The sequence below is a fragment of the Streptomyces sp. NPDC089919 genome, assembly GCF_040684615.1.
In the GTDB taxonomy this organism is placed as follows: domain Bacteria; phylum Actinomycetota; class Actinomycetes; order Streptomycetales; family Streptomycetaceae; genus Streptomyces.
In genome coordinates this window covers 1-19,784 of record NZ_JBFBGK010000090.1, presented here as the reverse complement: position 1 = coordinate 19,784, position 19,784 = coordinate 1, and the positions used below count along the sequence as shown (strand labels likewise).

The 19,784-nt window shown below is 76.5% G+C and carries 16 protein-coding genes; 13 read left to right on the top strand and 3 right to left on the bottom strand.

Going from position 1 to position 19,784, the window contains the following annotated elements:
• Nucleotides 1–62 precede the first annotated feature (62 nt).
• From AB0O40_RS28700 to AB0O40_RS28645, 12 genes are all read left to right on the top strand, one after another.
• On the top strand, nt 63–1,658 hold the full coding sequence (locus AB0O40_RS28700; RefSeq protein WP_365047770.1) for a phage tail sheath subtilisin-like domain-containing protein: 1,596 nt from the start codon (nt 63–65) through the stop codon (nt 1,656–1,658).
• Between the two features lie 38 nt (nt 1,659–1,696).
• A complete protein-coding gene (locus AB0O40_RS28695) occupies nt 1,697–2,140 on the top strand; it encodes a phage tail protein (protein ID WP_365047768.1) in 444 nt (147 codons plus the stop codon).
• 7 nt (nt 2,141–2,147) lie between these two features.
• Nucleotides 2,148–2,648 carry a hypothetical protein gene (locus AB0O40_RS28690; RefSeq protein ID WP_365047766.1) on the top strand — a complete coding sequence of 167 codons (501 nt, stop codon included), beginning with the start codon at nt 2,148–2,150 and terminating at the stop codon, nt 2,646–2,648.
• Entirely contained in the window at nt 2,645–2,809 is a 165-nt protein-coding gene (locus AB0O40_RS28685; protein WP_365047764.1) for a DUF6760 family protein, read from the top strand. The genes AB0O40_RS28690 and AB0O40_RS28685 overlap by 4 nt, the downstream gene beginning before the upstream one ends.
• Nucleotides 2,810–3,056: 247 nt before the next feature.
• Nucleotides 3,057–6,458: a hypothetical protein gene (locus tag AB0O40_RS28680; protein WP_365047762.1), complete on the top strand. Its 3,402-nt coding sequence runs from the start codon at nt 3,057–3,059 to the stop codon at nt 6,456–6,458.
• Between the two features lie 42 nt (nt 6,459–6,500).
• Complete coding sequence (locus AB0O40_RS28675; RefSeq protein WP_365047760.1) at nt 6,501–6,938, top strand: phage tail protein; 438 nt, start codon at nt 6,501–6,503, stop codon at nt 6,936–6,938.
• Nucleotides 6,939–6,969: 31 nt separating this feature from the next.
• Nucleotides 6,970–7,728 carry a LysM peptidoglycan-binding domain-containing protein gene (locus AB0O40_RS28670; RefSeq protein WP_365047786.1) on the top strand — a complete coding sequence of 253 codons (759 nt, stop codon included), beginning with the start codon at nt 6,970–6,972 and terminating at the stop codon, nt 7,726–7,728.
• Between the two features lie 37 nt (nt 7,729–7,765).
• Nucleotides 7,766–9,619, top strand: a complete 1,854-nt coding sequence (locus tag AB0O40_RS28665; RefSeq protein ID WP_365047759.1) for a VgrG-related protein — start codon at nt 7,766–7,768, stop codon at nt 9,617–9,619.
• 31 nt (nt 9,620–9,650) lie between these two features.
• Nucleotides 9,651–9,932, top strand: coding sequence for a PAAR domain-containing protein (locus AB0O40_RS28660; RefSeq protein ID WP_365047757.1), 282 nt, complete (start codon nt 9,651–9,653; stop codon nt 9,930–9,932).
• A 5-nt stretch (nt 9,933–9,937) separates the two neighbouring features.
• Entirely contained in the window at nt 9,938–10,387 is a 450-nt protein-coding gene (locus AB0O40_RS28655) for a GPW/gp25 family protein (protein ID WP_365047755.1), read from the top strand.
• On the top strand, nt 10,384–12,345 hold the full coding sequence (locus AB0O40_RS28650) for a putative baseplate assembly protein (RefSeq protein ID WP_365047754.1): 1,962 nt from the start codon (nt 10,384–10,386) through the stop codon (nt 12,343–12,345). The genes AB0O40_RS28655 and AB0O40_RS28650 overlap by 4 nt, the downstream gene beginning before the upstream one ends.
• A complete protein-coding gene (locus tag AB0O40_RS28645) occupies nt 12,342–12,890 on the top strand; it encodes a phage tail protein (RefSeq protein WP_365047752.1) in 549 nt (182 codons plus the stop codon). Before AB0O40_RS28650 ends, AB0O40_RS28645 begins: the two co-directional genes overlap by 4 nt.
• A 29-nt stretch (nt 12,891–12,919) precedes the next feature.
• Here AB0O40_RS28645 and AB0O40_RS28640 read toward each other — a convergent pair whose 3' ends face one another.
• Entirely contained in the window at nt 12,920–15,208 is a 2,289-nt protein-coding gene (locus AB0O40_RS28640) for a VCBS repeat-containing protein (RefSeq protein WP_365047750.1), read from the bottom strand.
• 256 nt (nt 15,209–15,464) lie between these two features.
• Nucleotides 15,465–16,325: a TIGR03619 family F420-dependent LLM class oxidoreductase gene (locus AB0O40_RS28635; RefSeq protein ID WP_365047748.1), complete on the bottom strand. Its 861-nt coding sequence runs from the start codon at nt 16,323–16,325 to the stop codon at nt 15,465–15,467.
• 171 nt (nt 16,326–16,496) lie between these two features.
• Here AB0O40_RS28635 and AB0O40_RS28630 point away from each other — a divergent pair, with 171 nt between their 5' ends.
• On the top strand, nt 16,497–18,221 hold the full coding sequence (locus AB0O40_RS28630) for a BTAD domain-containing putative transcriptional regulator (protein WP_365047746.1): 1,725 nt from the start codon (nt 16,497–16,499) through the stop codon (nt 18,219–18,221).
• A 14-nt stretch (nt 18,222–18,235) separates the two neighbouring features.
• Here AB0O40_RS28630 and AB0O40_RS28625 read toward each other — a convergent pair whose 3' ends face one another.
• Nucleotides 18,236–18,769, bottom strand: coding sequence for a hypothetical protein (locus AB0O40_RS28625; RefSeq protein ID WP_365047744.1), 534 nt, complete (start codon nt 18,767–18,769; stop codon nt 18,236–18,238).
• Nucleotides 18,770–19,784 lie beyond the last annotated feature (1,015 nt).

Below are 19,784 nucleotides of genomic sequence, written 5' to 3'. Positions count from 1 at the left end.
GACCTTGGGCCGGGGGTGGGCGGATGGTGGGGGCGACCGTCACGTCCCAGGGGAGGACCAGGATGCCGTCGTACCTGTCACCAGGCGTCTACGTCGAAGAGGTCGAGGCCGGTTCGCGCCCGATCGAGGGCGTCGGCACCGCCGTCGCCGCCTTCGTCGGCCTCGCGGCGCAGGGCCCGTTCGACACGCCCACCCTGGTGACCAACTGGAGCCAGTTCACCGCCGCCTTCGGCGACTTCGTCGAGGGCTCCTACCTGGCCCACGCCGTCTACGGCTACTTCCTCAACGGCGGCGGCACCGCCTACGTCGTCCGGGTCGGCGGCCCCGCCGAGGACCCGGCCGTCCCCGCCCAGCCCCAGCCCGCCGCGGCCGCGGGAGCCGCCGGCAAGCGCGGCAAGGCCGCCCTGCCGGCCGGCCCCCGCGCCGCCCTCGGCGGCTTCCAGGTGGCCGCCCTCGAAGGCACCGGCGAGGGCCTGACCGTCGAGGTGGCCGACGCCGCCGGCGACTCCCCGGCCGAGGACGCCTTCACCCTGAGCGTCAAGCGCGGCGACCGCACCGAGGAGACCTGGGAGGTCTCCGCCAAGCGCAGCCAGCGCAATTACGTCGTCACGGTCGTGCGCGAGCGCTCCCGCCTCCTCCTCGTCGAGGACGCCGGACCGGCCCAGGCCCTGGCCCGCCCCGAGAACCAGTCGGTGGCCCTGCCCGCCGCCCCCGCCCCGGCGGCCGTCCCCGCGGTCCCGGCCGCGGCCGTTCCGGCCGACTACGCCGGCAGCTCCGCCGACCGCACCGGCTTCGGCGGCCTCGAGGCCATCGACGAGATCACCATGCTGGCCGTCCCCGACCTGATGAGCGCCTACCAGCATGGCGCCCTCGACGCCGACGGCGTCAAGGCCGTCCAGTTCGCGATGATCGCCCACTGCGAGCTCATGGGGAACCGCGTCGCGATCATCGACCCGCTGCCGGACCTCTCCCCGCAGCGCGTCAAGGAATGGCGCATGACGGGCGCCGGCTACGACTCCAAGTACGCCGCCCTGTACTACCCCTGGTTCAAGGTCGCGGACCCGTCCGCGCCGAACCAGATGAAGTTCGTGCCGCCCAGCGGCGCGATGGCCGGCATCTGGGCCCGGAACGACGAAGCCCGCGGCGTCCACAAGGCCCCGGCCAACGAGGTCGTGCGCGGCGCCGTGGACCTCGCCGTCCACCTCACCAAGGGCGAGCAGGACCTGCTCAACCCCATCGGGGTCAACTGCATCCGCTCCTTCGCGGGCCGCGGCATCCGCGTCTGGGGCGCCCGCACCCTCTCCTCGGACCCGGCCTGGCGCTACCTGAACGTCCGCCGGCTCTTCAACTACATCGAGGACTCCATCCTCATCGGCACCCAGTGGGTCGTCTTCGAGCCCAACGACGACGCCCTCTGGGCCCGGATCCGCCGGACCATCTCGGCGTTCCTCGTCAACGAATGGCGCCGCGGCGCGCTCTTCGGGCTCACCCCCGACGAGGCCTTCTACGTGAAGTGCGACCGCGAGACCAATCCGGCCGAGGGCATCGACGCCGGCGAGGTGGTCTGCGAGATCGGCATCGCGCCCGTGAAACCGGCCGAGTTCGTCATCTTCCGGCTGGCCCAGTTCTCGGGCGGCACCAGCCTCGTCAACGAATGAGCCGACCGGTCCGAGCGCACGAGTAAGGAGCAGTTGCTGTGGCCCTTCCCGACATGGACACCTCCGTCGGCCACTCCTTCGGCCTGGAGGTCGACGGGGTCGTCATCAAGCAGATCAACGAGGTCACCGGCCTCAAGATGGAACAGGACGTCATCGAGCTCAAACAGAACACCGCGGACGGCAAGTACGTCATCAAGAAGCTCCCCGGCCGCCCCAAGGCCGGCGAGGTGACCCTCACCCGCGGCCTCACCGCCGACCAGAGCTTCGAGAAATGGATCAAGGACGCCCGCTTCGGGAAGATGGCCACCGCGCGCAAGGGCGGCGCCATCATCGTCTTCGACTACGAGGGCAATGCGATCAAGCGCTACACCCTGGTCAACGCCTGGCCCAAGAGCCTGGAGATCAGCTCCCTCAAGGCGGGCGACACCAGCGTGCTGACGGAGAAACTCGTCATCACGTACGAGCAGATGGATGTGGCGTGAGGGCCTGATGCGTCGCCAGATCCATCCCGAGGCCGCCCTTCGCGGGTCCGCGGCCGTGCCGGTACCGGTGCCCGCCGGGGAGGTGTCGCAGGAGGCTGCGGTGGCGGTCCCGGGGGCCGAGGCCGGGGGCCGCGAGACCATGCGGACCGAGTTCGCCTTCGAGCTGCCGCGCGGGTACGTCGACCCGGCCGGGCAGGTGCACCGGCACGGCGTGATGCGGCTGGCCACCGCCCGCGACGAGCTGGTCCCGCTGCGGGACGACCGGGTCCGGGAGAACCCTGCCTACCTGTCGGTGGTGCTGCTCGGCCGGGTGGTCGAGCGCATCGGCACGGTCACCGACGTCCACGCCGGGATCATCGAGGACCTGTTCGCCTCCGACCTGGCCTTCCTCCAGGACTTCTACCGCCGGATCAACGCCGAGGGCCACACCCGCGCCCAGGTCACCTGCCCGTCCTGCGCCACCGGCTTCGCGGTCGACCTGGCAGGTGGGCGCCTGGGGGAATCGTGACGTACGCGACGGACACCCTGTACGACGAAGTCGCGTACATCGCCTACCACTTCCACTGGTCCATGGACACCCTCCTCGACCTCGAACACCTCGACCGCCGGCGGTACGTCGCCCAGATAGCGCGCCTCAACGCCCTCGCGGCCGGCCCCGGGGGACGGTGACGGGATGGGCGTCTGGGGGTGGCTGCGGGGGGCCGCGGGACCGTCGGCCCCGGCCGGGGCGGATGCCGCCGGGGGCGGCGGTGCGGGGCCGGACTCCGCGGGCGCGGGCTCCGGCGGGTCGGACCCGGGCCCGCGGTCCGGGGCGGATGCCGCCGGGGCGGGCTTCGGCGGGACGGAGCCGGCGCCTGGGGCGGATGCAGCCAGGTGGGACGCTGCCGGGGCGGACGCCGACGGGGTGCGGCCCGACGTGTTCGGGGCCGGTGGCCAGGGCGCCGGCCGGGTGGTGGAGCCGGACTGGCGGGAGGTGCCCGTCCAGCGCCTGACCTTCGGCGCGCCCGAACTCCTCACCGCCCCCGACTCCTTCGGCACGACCCTGGCCAGCTGGCAGAGCCCGCTCCTGTCCACCCCCTTGGGCCACGCGGTGACCGACGCAGCGCCTTCGGGACTGCTGTACGGGGTGGCGGAGCCGGTACCGGTGTCCGGGGCGGAGGCCGGGGCCGGAGCGTCCGGGGACGCGGCGGGAGGGGGCGCCGGGCCCGCGTCGGGGTCCGGGTCGGGGTCCGACCCTGGTTCCGGGTCCGGAGCCGACTTCGGCTCCGGGGGCGACCCCGGGTCCGGGACTGCTGCCGGCTTGGTGGCCGGGTATGAGGGCTCGGGGTCCGGGTCGCCGCAGGAGCGGGCGGCGGTGCCCGCCGTCCGGCCCGCGCCGCCGGGCGCCGCCCTCACCGTGGCCCGGGCGGTGGAGCTGCCGCCGCGTCCGCTGCCCGCCTCCCTGCTTCCGGCCCCGGAGCCGCCCGTACCGGGGGACCGGGACGCTGCCCGTCCGTTGGCCGGGGACGCCCCCCTCACCTCGTCCGTCGGAGCGGCGCCGTCCTTCGACGGGCCGGGCGGTACGCCCCTGCATGCGCCGGACGCAGCCGTGCAGCGCACGGCCGGGGCCCCCGGACCGTCCGACGCCGACGCCCGCGCGCCGGGCGCCGCCGGCCGACCGGCCGGCCAGTCGCCCCCCACCGCCGGCCCGGACCCGTCCGTGGTCCAGCGGTCCGCCGAGCCGGGCGCGGTGGCCGGGGACACCTCGGGCGGTGACGGAGCCGCCGCGCTCCAGCGATCCGCGGATGCGGACGCAGGCGCGGGCGTCGGCCCGTCCGCCGTCGGGCGGCCGACGCCTGCGGGCCCCGACGGGGCCGCGGTGGCCCAGCGGTCGGCCCATGAGGGCGCGTCGGCCCGGTACGACGCGGGCGGACGCCCGGTGCCCCCGGGAGTGGACGCCGCCGCGGGGCAAGGGCCGGCGGACCCGGACCCGGGCGGGACTGCCGCCGCGCTCCAGCAGTCCGTACGTGACGCTGCCCCGGCCGGCTCCGACGGCGGCGGGCGGGCCGGGCTCCCCGGCACGGACGGGGGCGGGCCCGCGCTCCAGCGGTCCGGTGAGCCCGGTGCGGGCGCGACGGCCGGTTCCGCCGCGGGGCCGGCCCCCGACGGCGGGCCCGCGCCGGCACCGGCTCCGACGGTCCAGCGGGCCGCCGGGGACGCGGTACGCCCCCTGACCGGCGCGGCACCGCTCCTGGGTGCCGGGGCTCCCCCCGGCGACCCCGTGCAACGCCTGGCCGCCGACCAGATGCCTGCCGACAGCCCCCCGGTGCTCCCGGGCGCACCCGCCCTCCAGCGGCAACCGGCCGCGGACGGAGCCTTGGAGGGCCTGCTCCCCCCGGAGGCGGCACAGGCCGTCCCGGTCCAGCGGTCGGCACCCGGTGAGCCGGGCGGCGATTCCCCGTCCGGGTACGCACCGGTCCCGGACACCGCCGCGTCCGGCGACGGACCGGACCCGGCCACCGGGCCCGGACCGGACTCGTCCGCGCCCGGAGCCGCCGCCCCGCTCGAACTCCGGCCGCTGGTCGGCGAGTCCCCGCTACCGGGCTCCGGCTCGTGGGACGCGGCCGGCGCCGCCGCTCCCGTGCAGCGTTCGGCCGCCTCCGCCGAGGGCGGCGGTGATGTGGACCCCGCCGACGCGGCCTCCGGCCCCCAGCCGGACATGTCCGGGGCCGCCGGGACCGGTGAACTGCGGCCGCTGGTAGGCGAGTCCCCGCTGCGGGGCGTCGTTGCGCAGGACACGACCACGGCGGCCGCCTCCGGCGCGGACGGGGGGCCCGGGTTCGGATCGGGTCCGGCCGGCTCCGGAGCGGAGGGGGGCAGTCCGGGGTTCGAGGGCACTTCGGGCCCGGCCGGCTCCCCGGTGCAGCGTTCGGCCGCCCCGGGCGAGGGCGACGGGCCGGGATCCGGGTCCGAGCTGCCCGCGGTGCCTGCCGAACTCCGGCCGTTGGTAGGGGATTCGCAGCCCCTGGTCCCCGGTATGCCGAGCGGCGCTCAGGCCGCCGCCCCGGTGCAGCGGGTGGTCCGGCCGGCCGGGACCCCGGAGGCCGGGCGCCCCGCGACGGGCGGCGCGTCCCCGGACCCGGCTGCCCTGGCCGCCATAGACCCGGCCGCCGTACAGCGGACCCCGCAGGCGGGCGCCCCGGTGGTACGCCCCCTGACCGGCCCACTGGCCGCCGGATCCACACCGACCGCCGGATCGGCACCGGTCGGCGCCGCCGCGCCGACCGCCTGGTCCGCACCGGCCGAGGCTCCCGAACCGGCCGACCTCCTCGCGCCGACATCCTGGTCCGCACCGGCCGACGCCCCAGCCCCGGCCCCCGCCGCCGACGCCCTGCCCGCAGGGCACCCGGACCCGGTACTCCAGCGGGCGGCCGAGCCGGCCGGGTTCCGTCCGCTCGTCGGCGGGGCCGCCCCCCTGGCGGCCGATCACGTCGGCACCCCGGACGGCACCACCCCGCCCGCCCCCCTCCAGCGCACCCGCCGCCTCGGTCTCGGCGCGCCCCTCGCCGCCGTCCCGGTACCGGCCGTCCCGGTACCGGCCGTCCCACCCCCTGCGGACCCGTCCCCCACCACCCCGCCGCCCGCGGACCCGCCCCCCGCCCCGCTCGTGCAGCGGACCGTGTCGGCGGCCGCCAGCCTGCCCCTCGTCCCCGCGTACCCCCTCCAGCGGAGCGTCCCGCTCGCCCCCGAGGGGGTGGCCGGTCCGGTCGCCCCGCTGGTCGGTGAGCGGCCGTTGGAGCTGTTCGCCGCGGCCGCTCCCGGGGGGCCGGAGGAGGCCGGGGCCGGCGCCGAGCCGGCCGTGGTGCCCGTGGAGTGGGCCCGCCCGGCGGGAGCGACGGCCGGGGCGGCCTCCCGTACCCCCGTCGGGCCGCTCACCGCGCAGCCGCCGCCCGCCACCGACCCGATCACCGCCCCGCGCCCGCCCGCCGCACCTTCACCCGGCCCCGGCGACGGCCTCCCGCCCGGTTTCCCGGCCCCCTCCGAAGGCGCCCTCACCTGGACCCCCGGCACCGGCTTCGCCCCCGCCGAACGGGCCCCGGAACCCGCCACCGCCCAACGGGCCGCGGAGGCCGCCCCCGAGCGCGCCCCCGAGCCGCCTCCGGCACCGGCACCGGAACCCGCCCCCCGGCCGGCAGCCGCAGGCGCCCCGCCCGGCGCACCCAAGGAGTCCACCGACGAGCTGGTGCGCCGGCTCGTGGGGCCGCTCAGCCGGCTGCTCCGCGCCGAGCTGCGGCTCGACCGCGAGCGGGCCGGCGTCCGCATCGACCCCCGCCACTGAGCGGCCCGCCCCCCGACCCAGCCGCCCGCCGAAAGGAACGCCGTGGCCCAGGACACCGACCCCGCCGTCAGCGTCTGCTTCATGGTCGAGATCGACAACATCAACCTCGGCGCCTTCAACAGCTGTGAGGGCCTCGGCGCCGAGGTCGTCATGGAGCAGCGCGAGGAGGGCGGCAACAACGGCTACGTCTGGCAGCTCCCCACCCGCATCAAGTACTCCAACATCAAGCTGAGCCGCCCCGTCACCAAGGACACCGAGAAGGTCACCGCCTGGCTCTCCGGGATGATCAACGGCGTGGCCCGCAAGACCGCCCACATCAGCGCCATGACGGTGGACGGCGCGGTGGTGGCCCGCTGGAGCCTGCTGGACGTGGTGCCGGTGCGCTGGACCGGCCCGCAGCTCAGCCCGGACACGGTGAAGGTCGCCACCGAGACCCTGGAGATCGCCCACCACGGCTTCCTCAACGCGGGCAGGGGCTGAGCCGGTGCCGAACACCCCGCCCGTCGCCTTCATCGCCAGCAGCCCGCCGCCGGCTCCCGCCAAGGACCCGAACGGCAACGGCGCCGCGGGCTCCCGCCCCAAGCTGGAGCGCGCGTACCTGGAGCTGCGCCAGCCGCCGCCGGACGGTGGTACGACCACCCCCGGTCCCCGGATGGGCCAGATCGACTTCCAGTTCAACCCCAAGGAGCTGACCCTCGCCAAGACCGCCAAGTGGGAGCGGAAGACCGCCAAGGGCGCCAAGAAGGCCGGGCCGGCCGAGTTCAAGGGCGCCGGGCCGTCCAAGCTCACGCTGGAGATGTTCTTCGACGCGACCGGGGTGCAGGACGACCGGGTGGTGCAGTCCGTCGAGCAGCTGCTGGCCTGCTGCGTGCCGACCGACCAGACCCACCAGAAGCAGCAGGGCGTGCCGCCCTGGGTGATCTTCCACTGGGGCGGGCTGACCGGCTTCGTCGGGTACGTCAGCCAAGTCCAGGCCAAGTACACCCTGTTCACCCCCGGCGGGCTGCCGATCAGGGCGACCTGCGCGGTCACGCTGGAGGAGATCGCCGGGCCGGTCCCGGGCCAGAACCCGACCTCCGGGGCGCTGGCCGCCCGCCGGGTGCACCGGGTGGTCACCGGCGACACCCTGGCGCTGCTGGCCTGGCGGGAGTACGGCGACCCGGCGGCCTGGCGGGCCATCGCGGAGGCCAACGCCATCGACGACCCGATGCGGCTGCCGCCCGGTACCGAGCTGCTGCTGCCCGCCGCCGAAGAACTCGGCACCCCCTGACCCGCGTTCGTCCACTCGACCCCTGGAGGCACCCCGCATGGCCGGTGAGAGCTTCGCCAGCACCCTCGCCGTCGAGGTGGCCGGAGCGCCGTTGCCCGCGCCCCTCGCCGAGCTGATCGTCTCGGCGTACGTGGACGACAGCACGCAGCTGCCGGACCTGTTCGTGCTGCGCTTCCGGGACCCGCACCACCAGGTCCTGGAGAAGGCCGGGATCACCATCGGCACCCCCGTGAAGCTCTTCGCCCGGGCCGGGGACGACGCGCAGCGGCAGTTGCTGGTGTCGGCGGAGGTGACGGCGGTGGAGATCGACCTGGACACCACCGGCACGTTCACGGTGGTGCGCGGGCTGGACCACGCCCACCGCTTCTTCCGGGGCCGCCGGGTGGCCGGCTACCGGCAGATGACGGCCTCGGACGTCGCGGTGCAGGTGGCCCGGCGGGCCGGGCTGCCGGTGGGGCAGGTGGACGCGACCCGGACGGTGTACGAGCACCTGGCCCAGCCGGGGGTGACGGACTGGGAGTTCCTGCACCGGCTGGCGGACCTGGCGGGCTGTGAAGTGGCGGTGACGGACGGGAAGTTCGTCTTCCGGGACCCGGCGCGGGCGGCGGCCGCCCCGTCGCCCTCGACCCGGCCGCAGGCCAGCCCGTACGTCCTGGAGCTGGGCCGCAACCTGCTGCGCTGCCACGCCGCGGTGACCGCGGCCGACCAGGTGCAGCAGGTGGAGGTGCGGGGCTGGGACGTGCAGGCGAAGGCGCCGGTGGTGGGCCGGGCGCCGGCCGGCACCAGCGACCGGCTGCAACTGGGCATGACCCCGGGGCAGGCCGCGGACGCCTTCGGCAAGGCGGTGTTCCTGGCCACCGACACCCCGTACGGCACCCAGGCGGAGGCCGACCAGGCGGCGAAGGCGCTGGCGGCGGACCTGGCGGCGTCGTTCGCCGAGCTGGACGCGGTGGCCATGGGCATCCCGCAGCTGCGGGCCGGTACGGCGGTGACCCTGGCCAATGTGGGCAAGCCCTTCGAGGGCAAGTACACGATCTCCGCGAGCCGGCACGTCTTCGACCCGGACACCGGCTACCAGACGTGGCTGACGGTCGGCGGGCGCTCGAACCGCTCGCTGTACGGGCTGGCCTCGGGTGGGTCCGGGGGCCTGGCGCAGGACCGGGTCGGGGGGCTGGTGAACGCCACCGTCACCGACACCCGGGACCCGGAGGGCCGGGGGCGGGTCAAGCTGGCCTTCCCGTGGCTGTCGGGGGAGTACGTCAGCGACTGGGCCCGGACCGCGGGCGCGGGCGGCAAGGGCGGCGGCGGGGTCTTCGGGCCCGAGGTGGGCGACGAGGTGCTGGTCGGCTTCGAGCAGGGCCGGGTGGACCACCCGTACGTCATCGGCGGGTTGTACAACGGCCAGGACAAGCCCAGTGCCCATGAGGGCCCGTTGGTGGACGGCACCAGCGGGAAGACCAACCGGCGCTCCCTGGTGACCCGGACCGGCAACCGGGTGGAGCTGCTGGACGCCGCGGGCGGTCCGCAGGGGGTCCGGCTGGCCACCGGCGACGGCAAGCTCACCCTGCACCTGGACCAGAAGGCCACCTCCGTCGTGGTGCACAGCGACGGCTCGGTGGAGGTCACCGCCAAGCAGAAGGTCACCGTCAAGGCCGAGCAGGGCATCAGCGTCGACGCGGGCACCGGGAAGCTCGAGCTCTCCGGGCAGTCGGTGTCGGTGACCGCCAAGACCGGTGTCCAGGTCGACGGCGGGTCGGGGCTGGTGAAGCTCCAGACCACCGGCCAGGTGGACGTCAAGGGCACCACCGTCGGCGTCAGTGGCCAGGCCAGCACCGACATCAAGGGCGGCGCCAGCTGCTCGATCAGCGCGGCCCTGGTCCGCATCAACTGAACCCCCTTCCGTCACAGAGGAGTTGTACGAGATGCCGCCTGCCGCCCGTGTCGGGGACCCCACCGGCCACCCGGGGGTGATCGGGCCGCCCGGCGTGCCCACCGTGCTGATCGGGGGGATGCCGGCCGCGGTCGTCTCGACCCCGCACATCTGCTCCTTCCCGCCGCCGGCCGTGCACCCGCCCACGGTGATCGCGCCGCCGGGCTGTCCGACGGTCCTGATCGGCGGGCTGCCCGCGGCCCGGATGGGCGACCTGGCGGCCTGCGGGGCGCCGATCGTCATGGGCGCGCCGACCGTGCTGATCGGGGGGTGAGGGGCGTGGCGGAGCAGTTCGTCGGGGCCGGCTGGGCCTTCCCGGTGCGGACCGACGCGACCGGGGCGGTGGCGCTGGTGGGCGGGGACGCGGAGATCGAGGAGAGCATGCGGCTGATCCTGGGCACCGCGCCCGGGGAGCGGCCGATGCGCCCGCAGTTCGGGTGCGCGATCCACGACTTCGTCTTCGCCCCGGCGGACGCGGCGACGGCCGCGCAGATCGCGTACGAGGTGCGGCTGTCGCTGGAGCGGTGGGAGCCGCGGATCGAGCTGGTGGACGTGGTGGTGAGCTTCGACCCAGGGGAGGTGGGCACCCTGTACATCGACGTCCGGTACGCGCTGCGGGGCACCAACGACCCCCGGAACCTGGTCTTCCCGTTCTATGTGATCCCGGACCACGAGCCGGGCGGCGGCGCGGGCCCCGGCGCGGGCGGCGCAGCGGCGGCCGGCGGATGAGCCTGCCCCGTCCCCACCTCGACGACCGCCGTTTCCAGGACCTCGTGGACGAGGCCAAGCGGATGGTGCAGCAGCGCTGCCCGGAGTGGAGCGACCACAACGTCTCCGATCCCGGGGTGACGCTGATCGAGGCCTTCGCGCACATGACGGACCAGCTGATCTACCGGCTGAACCGGGTGCCGGACAAGAACCACCTCGCGTTCCTGGAGCTGATCGGCCTCCAGCTGCATCCGCCGGCGGCGGCCCGGACGGGGGTGACCTTCTGGCTGTCGGCCCCGCAGGCGGACACGGTCCTGGTCCGGGAGGGCACCGAGGTGGCCACCCGGCGGACCGAGACCGAGGAGTCGGTGGTCTTCTCCACCTCGGCCGAACTCGCCGTGGTGCCTGTGGAGTTGGCGATGGTAGCGACCTCCTCCGGGGAGTCCGGGGCGCCGGCCGCGGACCGCGGCCCGGAGCTGGCCGGGGGCCGGGGCGTGCCCTGCTTCCAGCCGGTGCCGCGGCCCGGGGACGCGCTGCTCTTCGGGCTGTCGCGGCCGGCACCGTCCTGTGTGGTGGCGCTGCGGCTGGACTTCCCGGTGGCCGGGCACGGCATCGACCCGGAGCGGCCGCCGCTGGCCTGGGAGGCGTGGACGGGCGAGGAGTGGACCCGCTGCGAGGTGGACCGGGACGGCACCGGCGGCTTCAACCGGCCCGGTGACGTCCTGGTGCACCTGCCGCCCTCGCACACGGCCTCGGCGGAGGCGCGGACCCGGGCCGGCTGGCTGCGCTGCGTGGTGGTGGAGACCCCGGCGGGCGGCCGGGCGTACTCGGCCACCCCCGAGCTGCTGTCGGCGCAGGCCTTCACCATCGGCGGGACGGCCCCGGTGGTGCACGCCGAGCGGCTGGGCGGGGAGCTGCTGGGCGTCTCGGAGGGGGTGCCGGGGCAGGTCTTCGGGCTGGACCGGGCGCCGGTGATCGCGGGCGGCCCGCCGTTCGTGGTGGAGACGGCCGAGCCGGACGGGCGGTGGCTGCCCTGGTCGGAGGTGGCGCACTTCACCGAGTCGGGTCCGGCCGACCGGCACGTCCGGCTGGACCGGGCCACCGGCGAGGTGTCCTTCGGCCCGGCGGTCCGCGAGCCGGACGGCCGGCTGCGGCAGTACGGCGCGGTACCCGCCAAGGGGGTGCCGGTGCGGGTGCGTTCCTATCTGGCGGGCGGCGGCCGGCGCGGGAACGTCGCCCGGCGGGCGCTGTCGGTGCTGCGCAGTTCCATCCCGTACGTCGCGCGGGTGGAGAACCGCCGGGCGGCGGCGGGCGGGGTGGACGGCGAGGACGTGGCGAGCGCCCGGGCCCGGGGGGCGCTGGCGCTGCGGACCCGGGAGCGGGCGGTGACGGCGGAGGACTACGAGTACCTGACCCGGCAGGCGGCGCCGGAGGTGGCGCGGGTGCGCTGCGTGGACGCGGGCGGCGGCGGGGTGCGGGTGCTGCTGGTGCCGGCCGCCGAAGACGATGGCGAGGGCCGGCTGGAGTTCGGGCAACTGGCCTGCGAGCCTGAGCTGTTGGCCTCGGTGGCCGCACATCTGGACGCCCGCCGGATGCTGGGGACCCGGCTGCTGGTGGAGCCGCCGTACTACCAGGGCGTGACGGTGGTGGCGGACCTGGTGGCGCTGCCCGGGGTCTCGGTGGTGCGGGTGCGCCGGGCCGCGCAGGCGGCGCTGTACGGCTTCCTGAACCCGCTCTCCGGCGGCCCGGACGGCCGGGGCTGGCCGTTCGGCCGGGCGGTGCACGGCGGCGAGGTCTTCGCCGTGCTCCAGCAGGTCCCGGGGGTGGACGCGGTGGAGAGCGTTCGGCTCTTCCCGGCGGACCTGGAGACCCTGCGCCGGCTGGAGCCGGTGGACCGGATCCCGCTGGACGCCGGGTCGCTGGCCTTCTCCTACGACCACCAGGTGCGGGTGCTGCCCGGCGCGGGGGCCGGGCGGTGAGCCGGCGACTGGTGCCGGGGCTGGCCTCCCGCTATCCGCTGGGGCTCCAACTGCCCGCGGTGTACGCCGAGGACGACACCGCGCAGCGGATCACGGAGGGGCTGGACGAGGTGCTGGCGCCGGTGCTGACGGTGCTGGACTGCCTGCCGGCGTACTTCGACCCGGGGCTGGCGCCGGCGGACTTCGCCGCGCTGCTGGGGGCCTGGGTGGGGGCCGAGGGCCCGGTCGCGGCCGGCCCCCGGGGCACGGTCAGCGGGCACGCCCGGCGGGGCACGGCCGCCGGGCTGGCGGAGGGGGTGCGGCAACTCTGCGGGGTGCTGCCGGAGATCGAGGAGAGCGGTGCCGCGGCCTGGTCGGCCACCCCGCGCGGGGAGTTGCCGGGTACGGACCGGCCGGGCCTGACGGTCCGCCTCCGCGTCCCGGACCCGGAGGCGGTGGACGCGGCGGCCGTCGAGGCGTACGTCGCGGCCGCCCGCCCGGTCCACCTGCCCTTCCGGGTGGAGGTCGTCCGGGCGGCCGCCGCCCCGCCGGACCCGCGGGCCTGACCTCTGCGGGGTCAGGCCCGGCGGGCCGGTCAGCCGATCTTCGGGTACGACTTCCAGATGGCCGTGGTGCTGACGGCGGTGCGGCCGGCGAAACCGCCCTTGCCGTTGCCCGCGTTCAGCCAGGCGTTGCCGCCGGTGGTCCGGGAGACCAGGTCGGCCTTGCCGTCGCCGTTGACGTCACCCGCGCCGACCACCTGCGTGTAGGAGCCGCCCCAGTCCTTGAAGACGAGGGCGCGCGCCGTGTAGGGGGCGGTGCTCTTGCCGGTGCCGTTGTAGCGCCACAGCTCGCCGGAGCCGTCGAGGGCGAGCAGGTCGGCCCGGCCGTCGCCGTTCAGGTCCCCGGCCCCGATGAGCTTCTTGTACGTGTTCCAGCCGCCGCCCACCCGGATCCGGGAGCCGAAGCCGCCGGTGCCGTTGCCCGGGTACAGGTAGAGGCTGCCGGAGGCGGCCTCGCGGGCCACCAGGTCGGCCTTGCCGTCGCCGGTCAGGTCGCCGCCGGAGGCGAAGGCGTCGTACGCCTTCCAGTTGGTGGAGATCCGCTTGTACGCGGAGCCCGGCGTGGGCAGCGCGCCGCAGGTGGGGGTGTACATCCGGGCCTCGCCGGAGCCGGTCCTGACGAAGACGTCGTTGCAGCGGTCGCCGTCCGCGTCGCCGAAGGCCTGGAAGACGGTGTCCTTGGGCCAGCCGGTCACCAGCTGGTCGGAGGCGAGGCCGGTCGCGCCCTTGGAGAAGACCCGGAAGTTCCCCGCGGTGTTGTCCGACAGCGCCAGCACGTCGGCCCTGCCGTCGCCGGTGAAGTCGTGCCACGCGGGCAGCGGGCGGGCGGTGGTGCTCGCCAGGTAGCTGCGGTTGGTGTACCGGTCGGCCGGCTCGGCGGACTGGTCGTAGGTCTGCTGCGTCCAGGCGGCCACCGGGCGGCCCTTGTCGTCCACGGCCAGCTCGGTGCGCGGGTAGGCGGTGTCGACGCCGGTCGTGGGGGTGATGCCGGTGCCGAGGGCGGTGGGCCGGGACCAGGTGCCGTTGGCGTACGTGGCGGTCATCAGCTGGGTGCCCGCGAACGTGCCGGTGGTGTACGTCTTCTGCGCCCAGGTGGCCACGACCGCGCCGCCGGCCGCCGGGGCGGCGCGCAGGCTGCCCTGGTCGCCGACCACGGCCGAGCCGGCGATGAAGTGGGACGGGGCCCACTTCCCGGTGGCCGCCGGGCGGACCTGGTGCTCCGGGGTGCCGCTGGTGACCCAGGAGGTGCTGCTGCCGGCCACGCCGAGCACGCTGACGTCGCCGTTCGGGGCCGTCAGGAGGGTGGCGTGGCTGCGCCGGTCGGAGGACACCTCGACGGCCTCGACGGGGGCCCAGGCGGTGGCGCCGGCGGCCTTGCGGCCGTACGCGCCGTTGGTGAACCAGTGGAAGCCGCCCTGCGGGAGCGCGGCGAGGGTGACGCCCTGGGCGTGCTCGCCGAAGCCCGGGTCGACCGGCTGCTGCCAGGCGCCGCCGGCCGGGTGCTCCACGGCGCGGTAGGCGAGCTTCCAGGCCGTCGGGTCGTTCGTCTCCTCGTCCTTGTACTTCGAGTTGCCGCCCCAGACCACCAGGGTGGTGCCACCGGCGTCGACGGCGACCTCGAGGTCCTGGACCCAGTAGGTGTAGGAGTGGTCGGGCCGCTCGATCGGCGCGGGCAGGGTGTCGGCCACGACGGGGGCCGTCCAGGCGCCGTCGGCGGCGCGCTCGGTGACGGTCAGCTTCCGGTCCGCGTCGGCGAAGGCCACGGCGAGCTTGCCCGAGGCGTTGCCGGCGACCTTGAAGAAGGTGGCGGCCGGGACGGAGGCCACGGACTCGGCGGCGCCGAAGGAGGTGGTGCCGTCCGCGAGCCGGGCGAGCCGCAGGGTGACCTGCCCGCCGTCCGCGGGCTCGCGCCACAGCAGGGCGACGGAGCCGTCGTCCAGGGTGGTGAGGTCCCCGCCGGCCCGCTCGCCCAGGCCGGTGCCGTTGCCCGTGCCGGCGGCGGACGGGGCGGGCTGCGCGGCCAGCCAGGTGGTGCTGCCGGCCGGCCGGACCTGGGTGACCACCCGGGTGCCGTCGGCGGCCTTCTGCTCGAGCAGGGCGACGACCGTGCCGCCCTTGGTGTTCCTCATGCCGAGGACGTGCGTGGTGGCGGCCAGTTCCTTGGCCGTGCTCCACGGGCCGAGGACCAGCGGGCTGGTCGCGGCGGCGGCGGTGGCGGCGGCCGTGGTCCCCGGTGCGGCCAGCGCGGCGGGCGCGGCGGCGGCGAGGGCGAGGACGGGCGTGAGCGCGAGGCCGATGACCGCGCGGGACTGCTGAGACATGGGATGGCCCCCCCGGGCTGTGACGTGCCGGCGCAGGAGATCTGCGCCCGATCCGAACGGATCACCGGCAGCGTATATCAGCCAGCACCGGGGGGTCCCCGCGCTCGTCCCGGCCCGATTTCCCCAGGTCGGAAGGGGGAAATGGTTGCGTCGACTTCCAGCCACATCCGGTCCGGGCGGGGCCGGGAGGCGACCCGTCAGTCCCGCCCGGACCGCCCCGGATCCGGACGGAACGAACGAACCGGAGTGGGCGGTCTCACAGGAACTCCGCCAGCCCGTCCAGCGCGCGCAGCACCTCCGCCTCGTCCGCCGACGGCAGCTGCGCGACCACCTCCTCCACCCCCAACTCCGCGAAGTGGGCGAGCTTGCCGGCCGTCGGGTGCACGGCGTACGGGACGACCTGGAGGGACTTCGGGTCCCGGCCGGCCGCCTCCCACTCGGCGCGCAGCACCGGCAGCGACTCGCTCAGGCCCCGCCCCCCGATCGGCATCCAGCCGTCGGTGTACTCGCAGATGTGGGCGAACAGCTTCGGCCCGGCCGCGCCGCCCAGCAGGGTCCGGGGCCCGTGCAGCGGCGCCCCGCCGGCCAGCTCGCGCGGCGCCTGGGCCGGCTTGGGGAAGGCCGAGCTGGCCCGGACGGACCCGTACGGCCCCTCGTACGCGGTCGGTTCGGGCGCCCACAGCGCCCGCATCAGCGCGGTCCGGTCGCGTACCAGCTCGCGCCGGGAGCGCCACTCCACGCCGTGGTCCGCGGCCTCCTCGACGTTCCAGCCGAAGCCGAGGCCGAGGGTGAAGCGGCCGCCCGAGAGGTGGTCGAGGGTGGCGATGCCCTTGGCCAGGTCGATCGCGTCGTGCTGGGCGACCAGCGTGATGCCGGTGCCCAGCGCCAGGCGTTCGGTGACCGCGGCGGCCTGCCCGAGCGCCACGAACGCGTCCAGCGTCCGGCCGTACTGCTCGGGCAGCTCCCCGCCCATCGGCGCGGGGGTGTCCCGGCTGACCGGGATGTGGGTGTGCTCGGGCAGGTAGAGACCGTGGAACCCGCGCTCCTCCAGCTCGCGCGCCAGCCGCACGGGCGAGGGGGTCCGGTCCGTCAGGAAGATCGTCACGGCGATCCGCATGTGCTGACACCTCCGTCGAGTGGGGCCCTCAACGTACGGGGCGCACGCACAAATGCCGAGAGGAGCGCGGATGTTGCCGATCGCACACCGATTAGGTAGTCGGTTACTCATCCATTGCGGAGAGTGAGCACCAATCCTTGTCGGTGCTCGTCGGCGGGGAGGAGGTCATCGATGACCGTGCGGGAAAGACTGCTGCCCGGGCTGGTCGGCCGGGGTGCGCCGCTGACCCTGCTCGTCGCGCCCGCCGGGTACGGCAAGACCACGCTGCTCGCCCAGGCCGCGGCGGCCTTCACCGGCACGGTCCTGCGCTGGCACCCCTCCCGGGACACCCGCGGCGCGCCCGCGCTGCTGGGACTGCTGGGCCGCCGGCTGGGCCTGCCGGAGGCGGCCGGGGCACCCGAAGCGGTCACGGTCGAGTCCGTGCTGCTGGCGGTGGAGCGGTGGGGCGAGCCGGTGCTGCTGGTCGTGGACGACGTCCACCTGGTCCACGGCGACCCCGCCGAGTCGGTCCTCGAAGAACTCGCCCTCCTCGCCCCCGCCCACCTCCGCCTGATCCTGGCCGGCCGCCGCATGCCCGCCCTCAACCTCACCCGCGCCGAACTCTCCGCCACCACCGTCCTGACCGCCCGCGACCTCCGCCTCGACGCGGCCGAGATCGCCGCGGCCTTCCCGGAGGCGGTACCGGACGGGGGGCCCGGGGGAGCCCCGACGAGGGCGCCGGAGACGGCGGGCCGGGACCGGCTCCCGGGCGGGGCCGCGGGCGGGCTCCCCGAGCCGGCGGCCCGCGGCGGCGACCTCCCGGCCGGGCACCCGACGGGGCCCGCGGGCGGGCGTGCCGAGGGGGCCGCGGCCGGGTACGGCGGGCCGGGTGCGGTCGTCTCGGCCGGTCCCGCCGCCTCGGCGGGCGCCGTCGCGGAGCTGACCGGTGGCTGGCCGGCCGTACTGCGGCTCGGGGCGCCGCGGTTGCGGGCCGGGCGGGATCCGCTGGACTCGCCGGCGCTGCGCACGTACCTGGACCGGGAGGTGCTGGCCGCCCTGCCGCCGGGCCACCCGCTGGAGGGACCCGAGGCCTTCGAGGAGTACGGGATGGTGGCCGTGCCGCTGCTGCGGGCGCACGCGGCCCGGGCCGGCCGGGCCGCGAGGTCCGCCGAGCGGTGCGCGCCCCGGCCGCCGGCCGGGCTGTCGGTGCGCTGCTTCCGGCGGTACGAGGCCACGCTCGGCGGCCGGCCGCTGGAGTGGTCGGCGACCCGGCCGCGGGTGCGGGCGCTGGCCCGGCTGCTGTCGGTGCACGCGGGCCGGCCGGTGCACCGCGAGGAGTTGATGGCCGCGCTGTGGCCGGAGAGCCCGGAGCGGACCGCCGGCCGGGGGCTCCAGGTGGCGGTGTCGGCGCTGCGGACCTTCCTGGAGCCGGGCACCGACCGGGGCCGGGCGCAGGTGCTGGTGCGGCAGGGCGAGGCGTACATGCTGGTGCTCGGCGGGGCGGGCGGCAGCGACGTGCAGCAGTTCGAGGCGGCGGTGGGCGAGGGGGTCCGGGCGGCGGCCCGCGGCGAGGCGGGGCGGGCGGTCGAGGAACTGGGCCGGGCGCTGCGCCTGTACACGGGCGAGCTGCTGCCAGAGGACGGCCCGGCGGAGTGGGTGGTGCCGCTGCGGGAGCGGTACCGCGCGCAGGCGGTCCGGGCCGCGCACGCCCTGGCGGAGGTGGAGCTGGCCCGGGGCCACGCCGAGGCGGCGGTGGCGGCCGCCGGCCACGCACTGGCCGTGGACCCCTTCCAGGACGCGGTCTGGCGGCTGCTGATCGCCGCCCACCGGCAGGCCGGCGACCCGGCCGCGGCCCGCCACGCCGAGCGCCGGCACGCCCGGATACTGGCCTCCCTGGGCGTCCTCGACCCGGCCTGAGCCGCGCCTGCCGGTCATCGCCGCTTGCTGAACTCGAGCTCGGCGAGGGCCAGGTGCCGGGGCGGGGTCGCGGCGTAGGCGGCCCGTACGGTCACCCGCACCCGGACGACGTCGCTCACGCCCAGCCGGAAGCGGTGCGGCCCGGGCTCGTCGGGCACCCGCAGCGTCTTGACGGTGGTCCCGCCGTCCTCGTCCGTCAGGGTGACGGCCAGCTCGGCGGGCCGCCCCTGCGTCAGGAACTGCTCGGGCACCGCCGACACGCCGGGGTGCACCACGACGTCCAACAGCCGCACCGGCCCGGCGAAGTCGAGGTCGAGGAAGGCCCCGGCGGCCGGCCCGGCCTCGGCCGGGGCCCAGTACCGGTCGGTGGTCCCGTCCACGACCAGCGCGGCCGGATGGCCGCTCTGGGAGCTGGACGCGCGGACCCGGGCCGGGTGCACCTGCTCGGCCTTGCCGATCCGGTCGCGGACCGCCTCCACGGCGTCGGAGGCGTGCGACCGCAGCCCGTACCCCGCCCCGGCGAGCACCGCCACGACGAGCAAGGGCACCACGCACCCCGGCCGCCGCCACTGCCGCCGCCGCGGCCGCTCCCCGGCCAACGGCTGCGCCTTGACCCGCCGCCTGCGCCACCAAGGCGGCTTCGCCGCCACCCGGGCGTCGACCAGCGAAGCCCCGCACCGCCGGCAGAACCGCCGCCCCGGCACGTTCCCCACCCCGCACTGCCCACAGATCAAATCCCCCGCCCGAGGCCCCTCCTCGACCTCCCCGGCCCCCCCGACCACCCCGGGCACAACCCCCCGCCCCGGCTGCACCGCCCGAACAGGCTGATGCGTAGGCCGAGGCGGAATCCGCGGACCCTCCGCGCCGTCACGCCCACCGGCTCCGCCCCCGCCGGCCGCACCGGCCTTCACCCCGCCGCCTCCCCGGCCACGGGTGCCCCGGCCCCCGCCGGACCCGCCGCCTTCGCGGCCACGCGCACCCTGGCTCCCGCCGGACTCACCGCCCGGCCGGGACCCTGCGGGATCCCGGGGATGCGGAGCTGCGCCGGCCGCACCGGCCGGGCGGGATCCTGCGGGATCGCGGGGATCCGGTGTCGCACCGGCCGGGCGGGATCCTGCGGGATCCGGAGTCGCGCCCGGCGCACCGGCCGGGCCGGCACCGCCCGGTTCACCGCGATCCGGTTTCGCGCCGGCCGCACCAGCCGATGGGGTCGGATCAGCCGCGCCGGGCCCGGAACCGCCGGAGGTCCCCTCCCACTCGAGGAACGCCCCGCAGTTCCCGCAGAACTGCTCCCCGGCCCCGCACCGCTGCCCGCACACCGTGCAGTTGACCACGCATACCTCCCCCCGTCCCCACCCATCCTCACCCCCCACCCCCACCCCCACCATTCCCGTAAGGGCACCCACCCCCGCCCCCGACTGCCCTTTAGGGCGGAGCAATTCCGGGGGCGCCGGGGGTGCAGCCCAGCGGTGGGCGGGGATCCAGCCTCGCCGGGGGCGCAGAGCCAATCCAGCCTCGCCGGCGTTTGAGGCGCGGGGGTCCGGGGGCGGAGCCCCCGAAAGG

Bases quoted from the DNA above. Each gene is read 5' to 3' on its own strand.
- AB0O40_RS28700 (WP_365047770.1), top strand. From the start codon at position 63: ATGCCGTCGTACCTGTCACCAGGCGTCTACGTCGAAGAGGTCGAGGCC.
- AB0O40_RS28690 (WP_365047766.1), top strand. From the start codon at position 2,148: ATGCGTCGCCAGATCCATCCCGAGGCCGCCCTTCGCGGGTCCGCGGCC.
- AB0O40_RS28665 (WP_365047759.1), top strand. From the start codon at position 7,766: ATGGCCGGTGAGAGCTTCGCCAGCACCCTCGCCGTCGAGGTGGCCGGA.
- AB0O40_RS28660 (WP_365047757.1), top strand. From the start codon at position 9,651: ATGCCGCCTGCCGCCCGTGTCGGGGACCCCACCGGCCACCCGGGGGTG.
- AB0O40_RS28650 (WP_365047754.1), top strand. From the start codon at position 10,384: ATGAGCCTGCCCCGTCCCCACCTCGACGACCGCCGTTTCCAGGACCTC.
- AB0O40_RS28640 (WP_365047750.1), bottom strand. From the start codon at position 15,208: ATGTCTCAGCAGTCCCGCGCGGTCATCGGCCTCGCGCTCACGCCCGTC.
- AB0O40_RS28635 (WP_365047748.1), bottom strand. From the start codon at position 16,325: ATGCGGATCGCCGTGACGATCTTCCTGACGGACCGGACCCCCTCGCCC.
- AB0O40_RS28630 (WP_365047746.1), top strand. From the start codon at position 16,497: ATGACCGTGCGGGAAAGACTGCTGCCCGGGCTGGTCGGCCGGGGTGCG.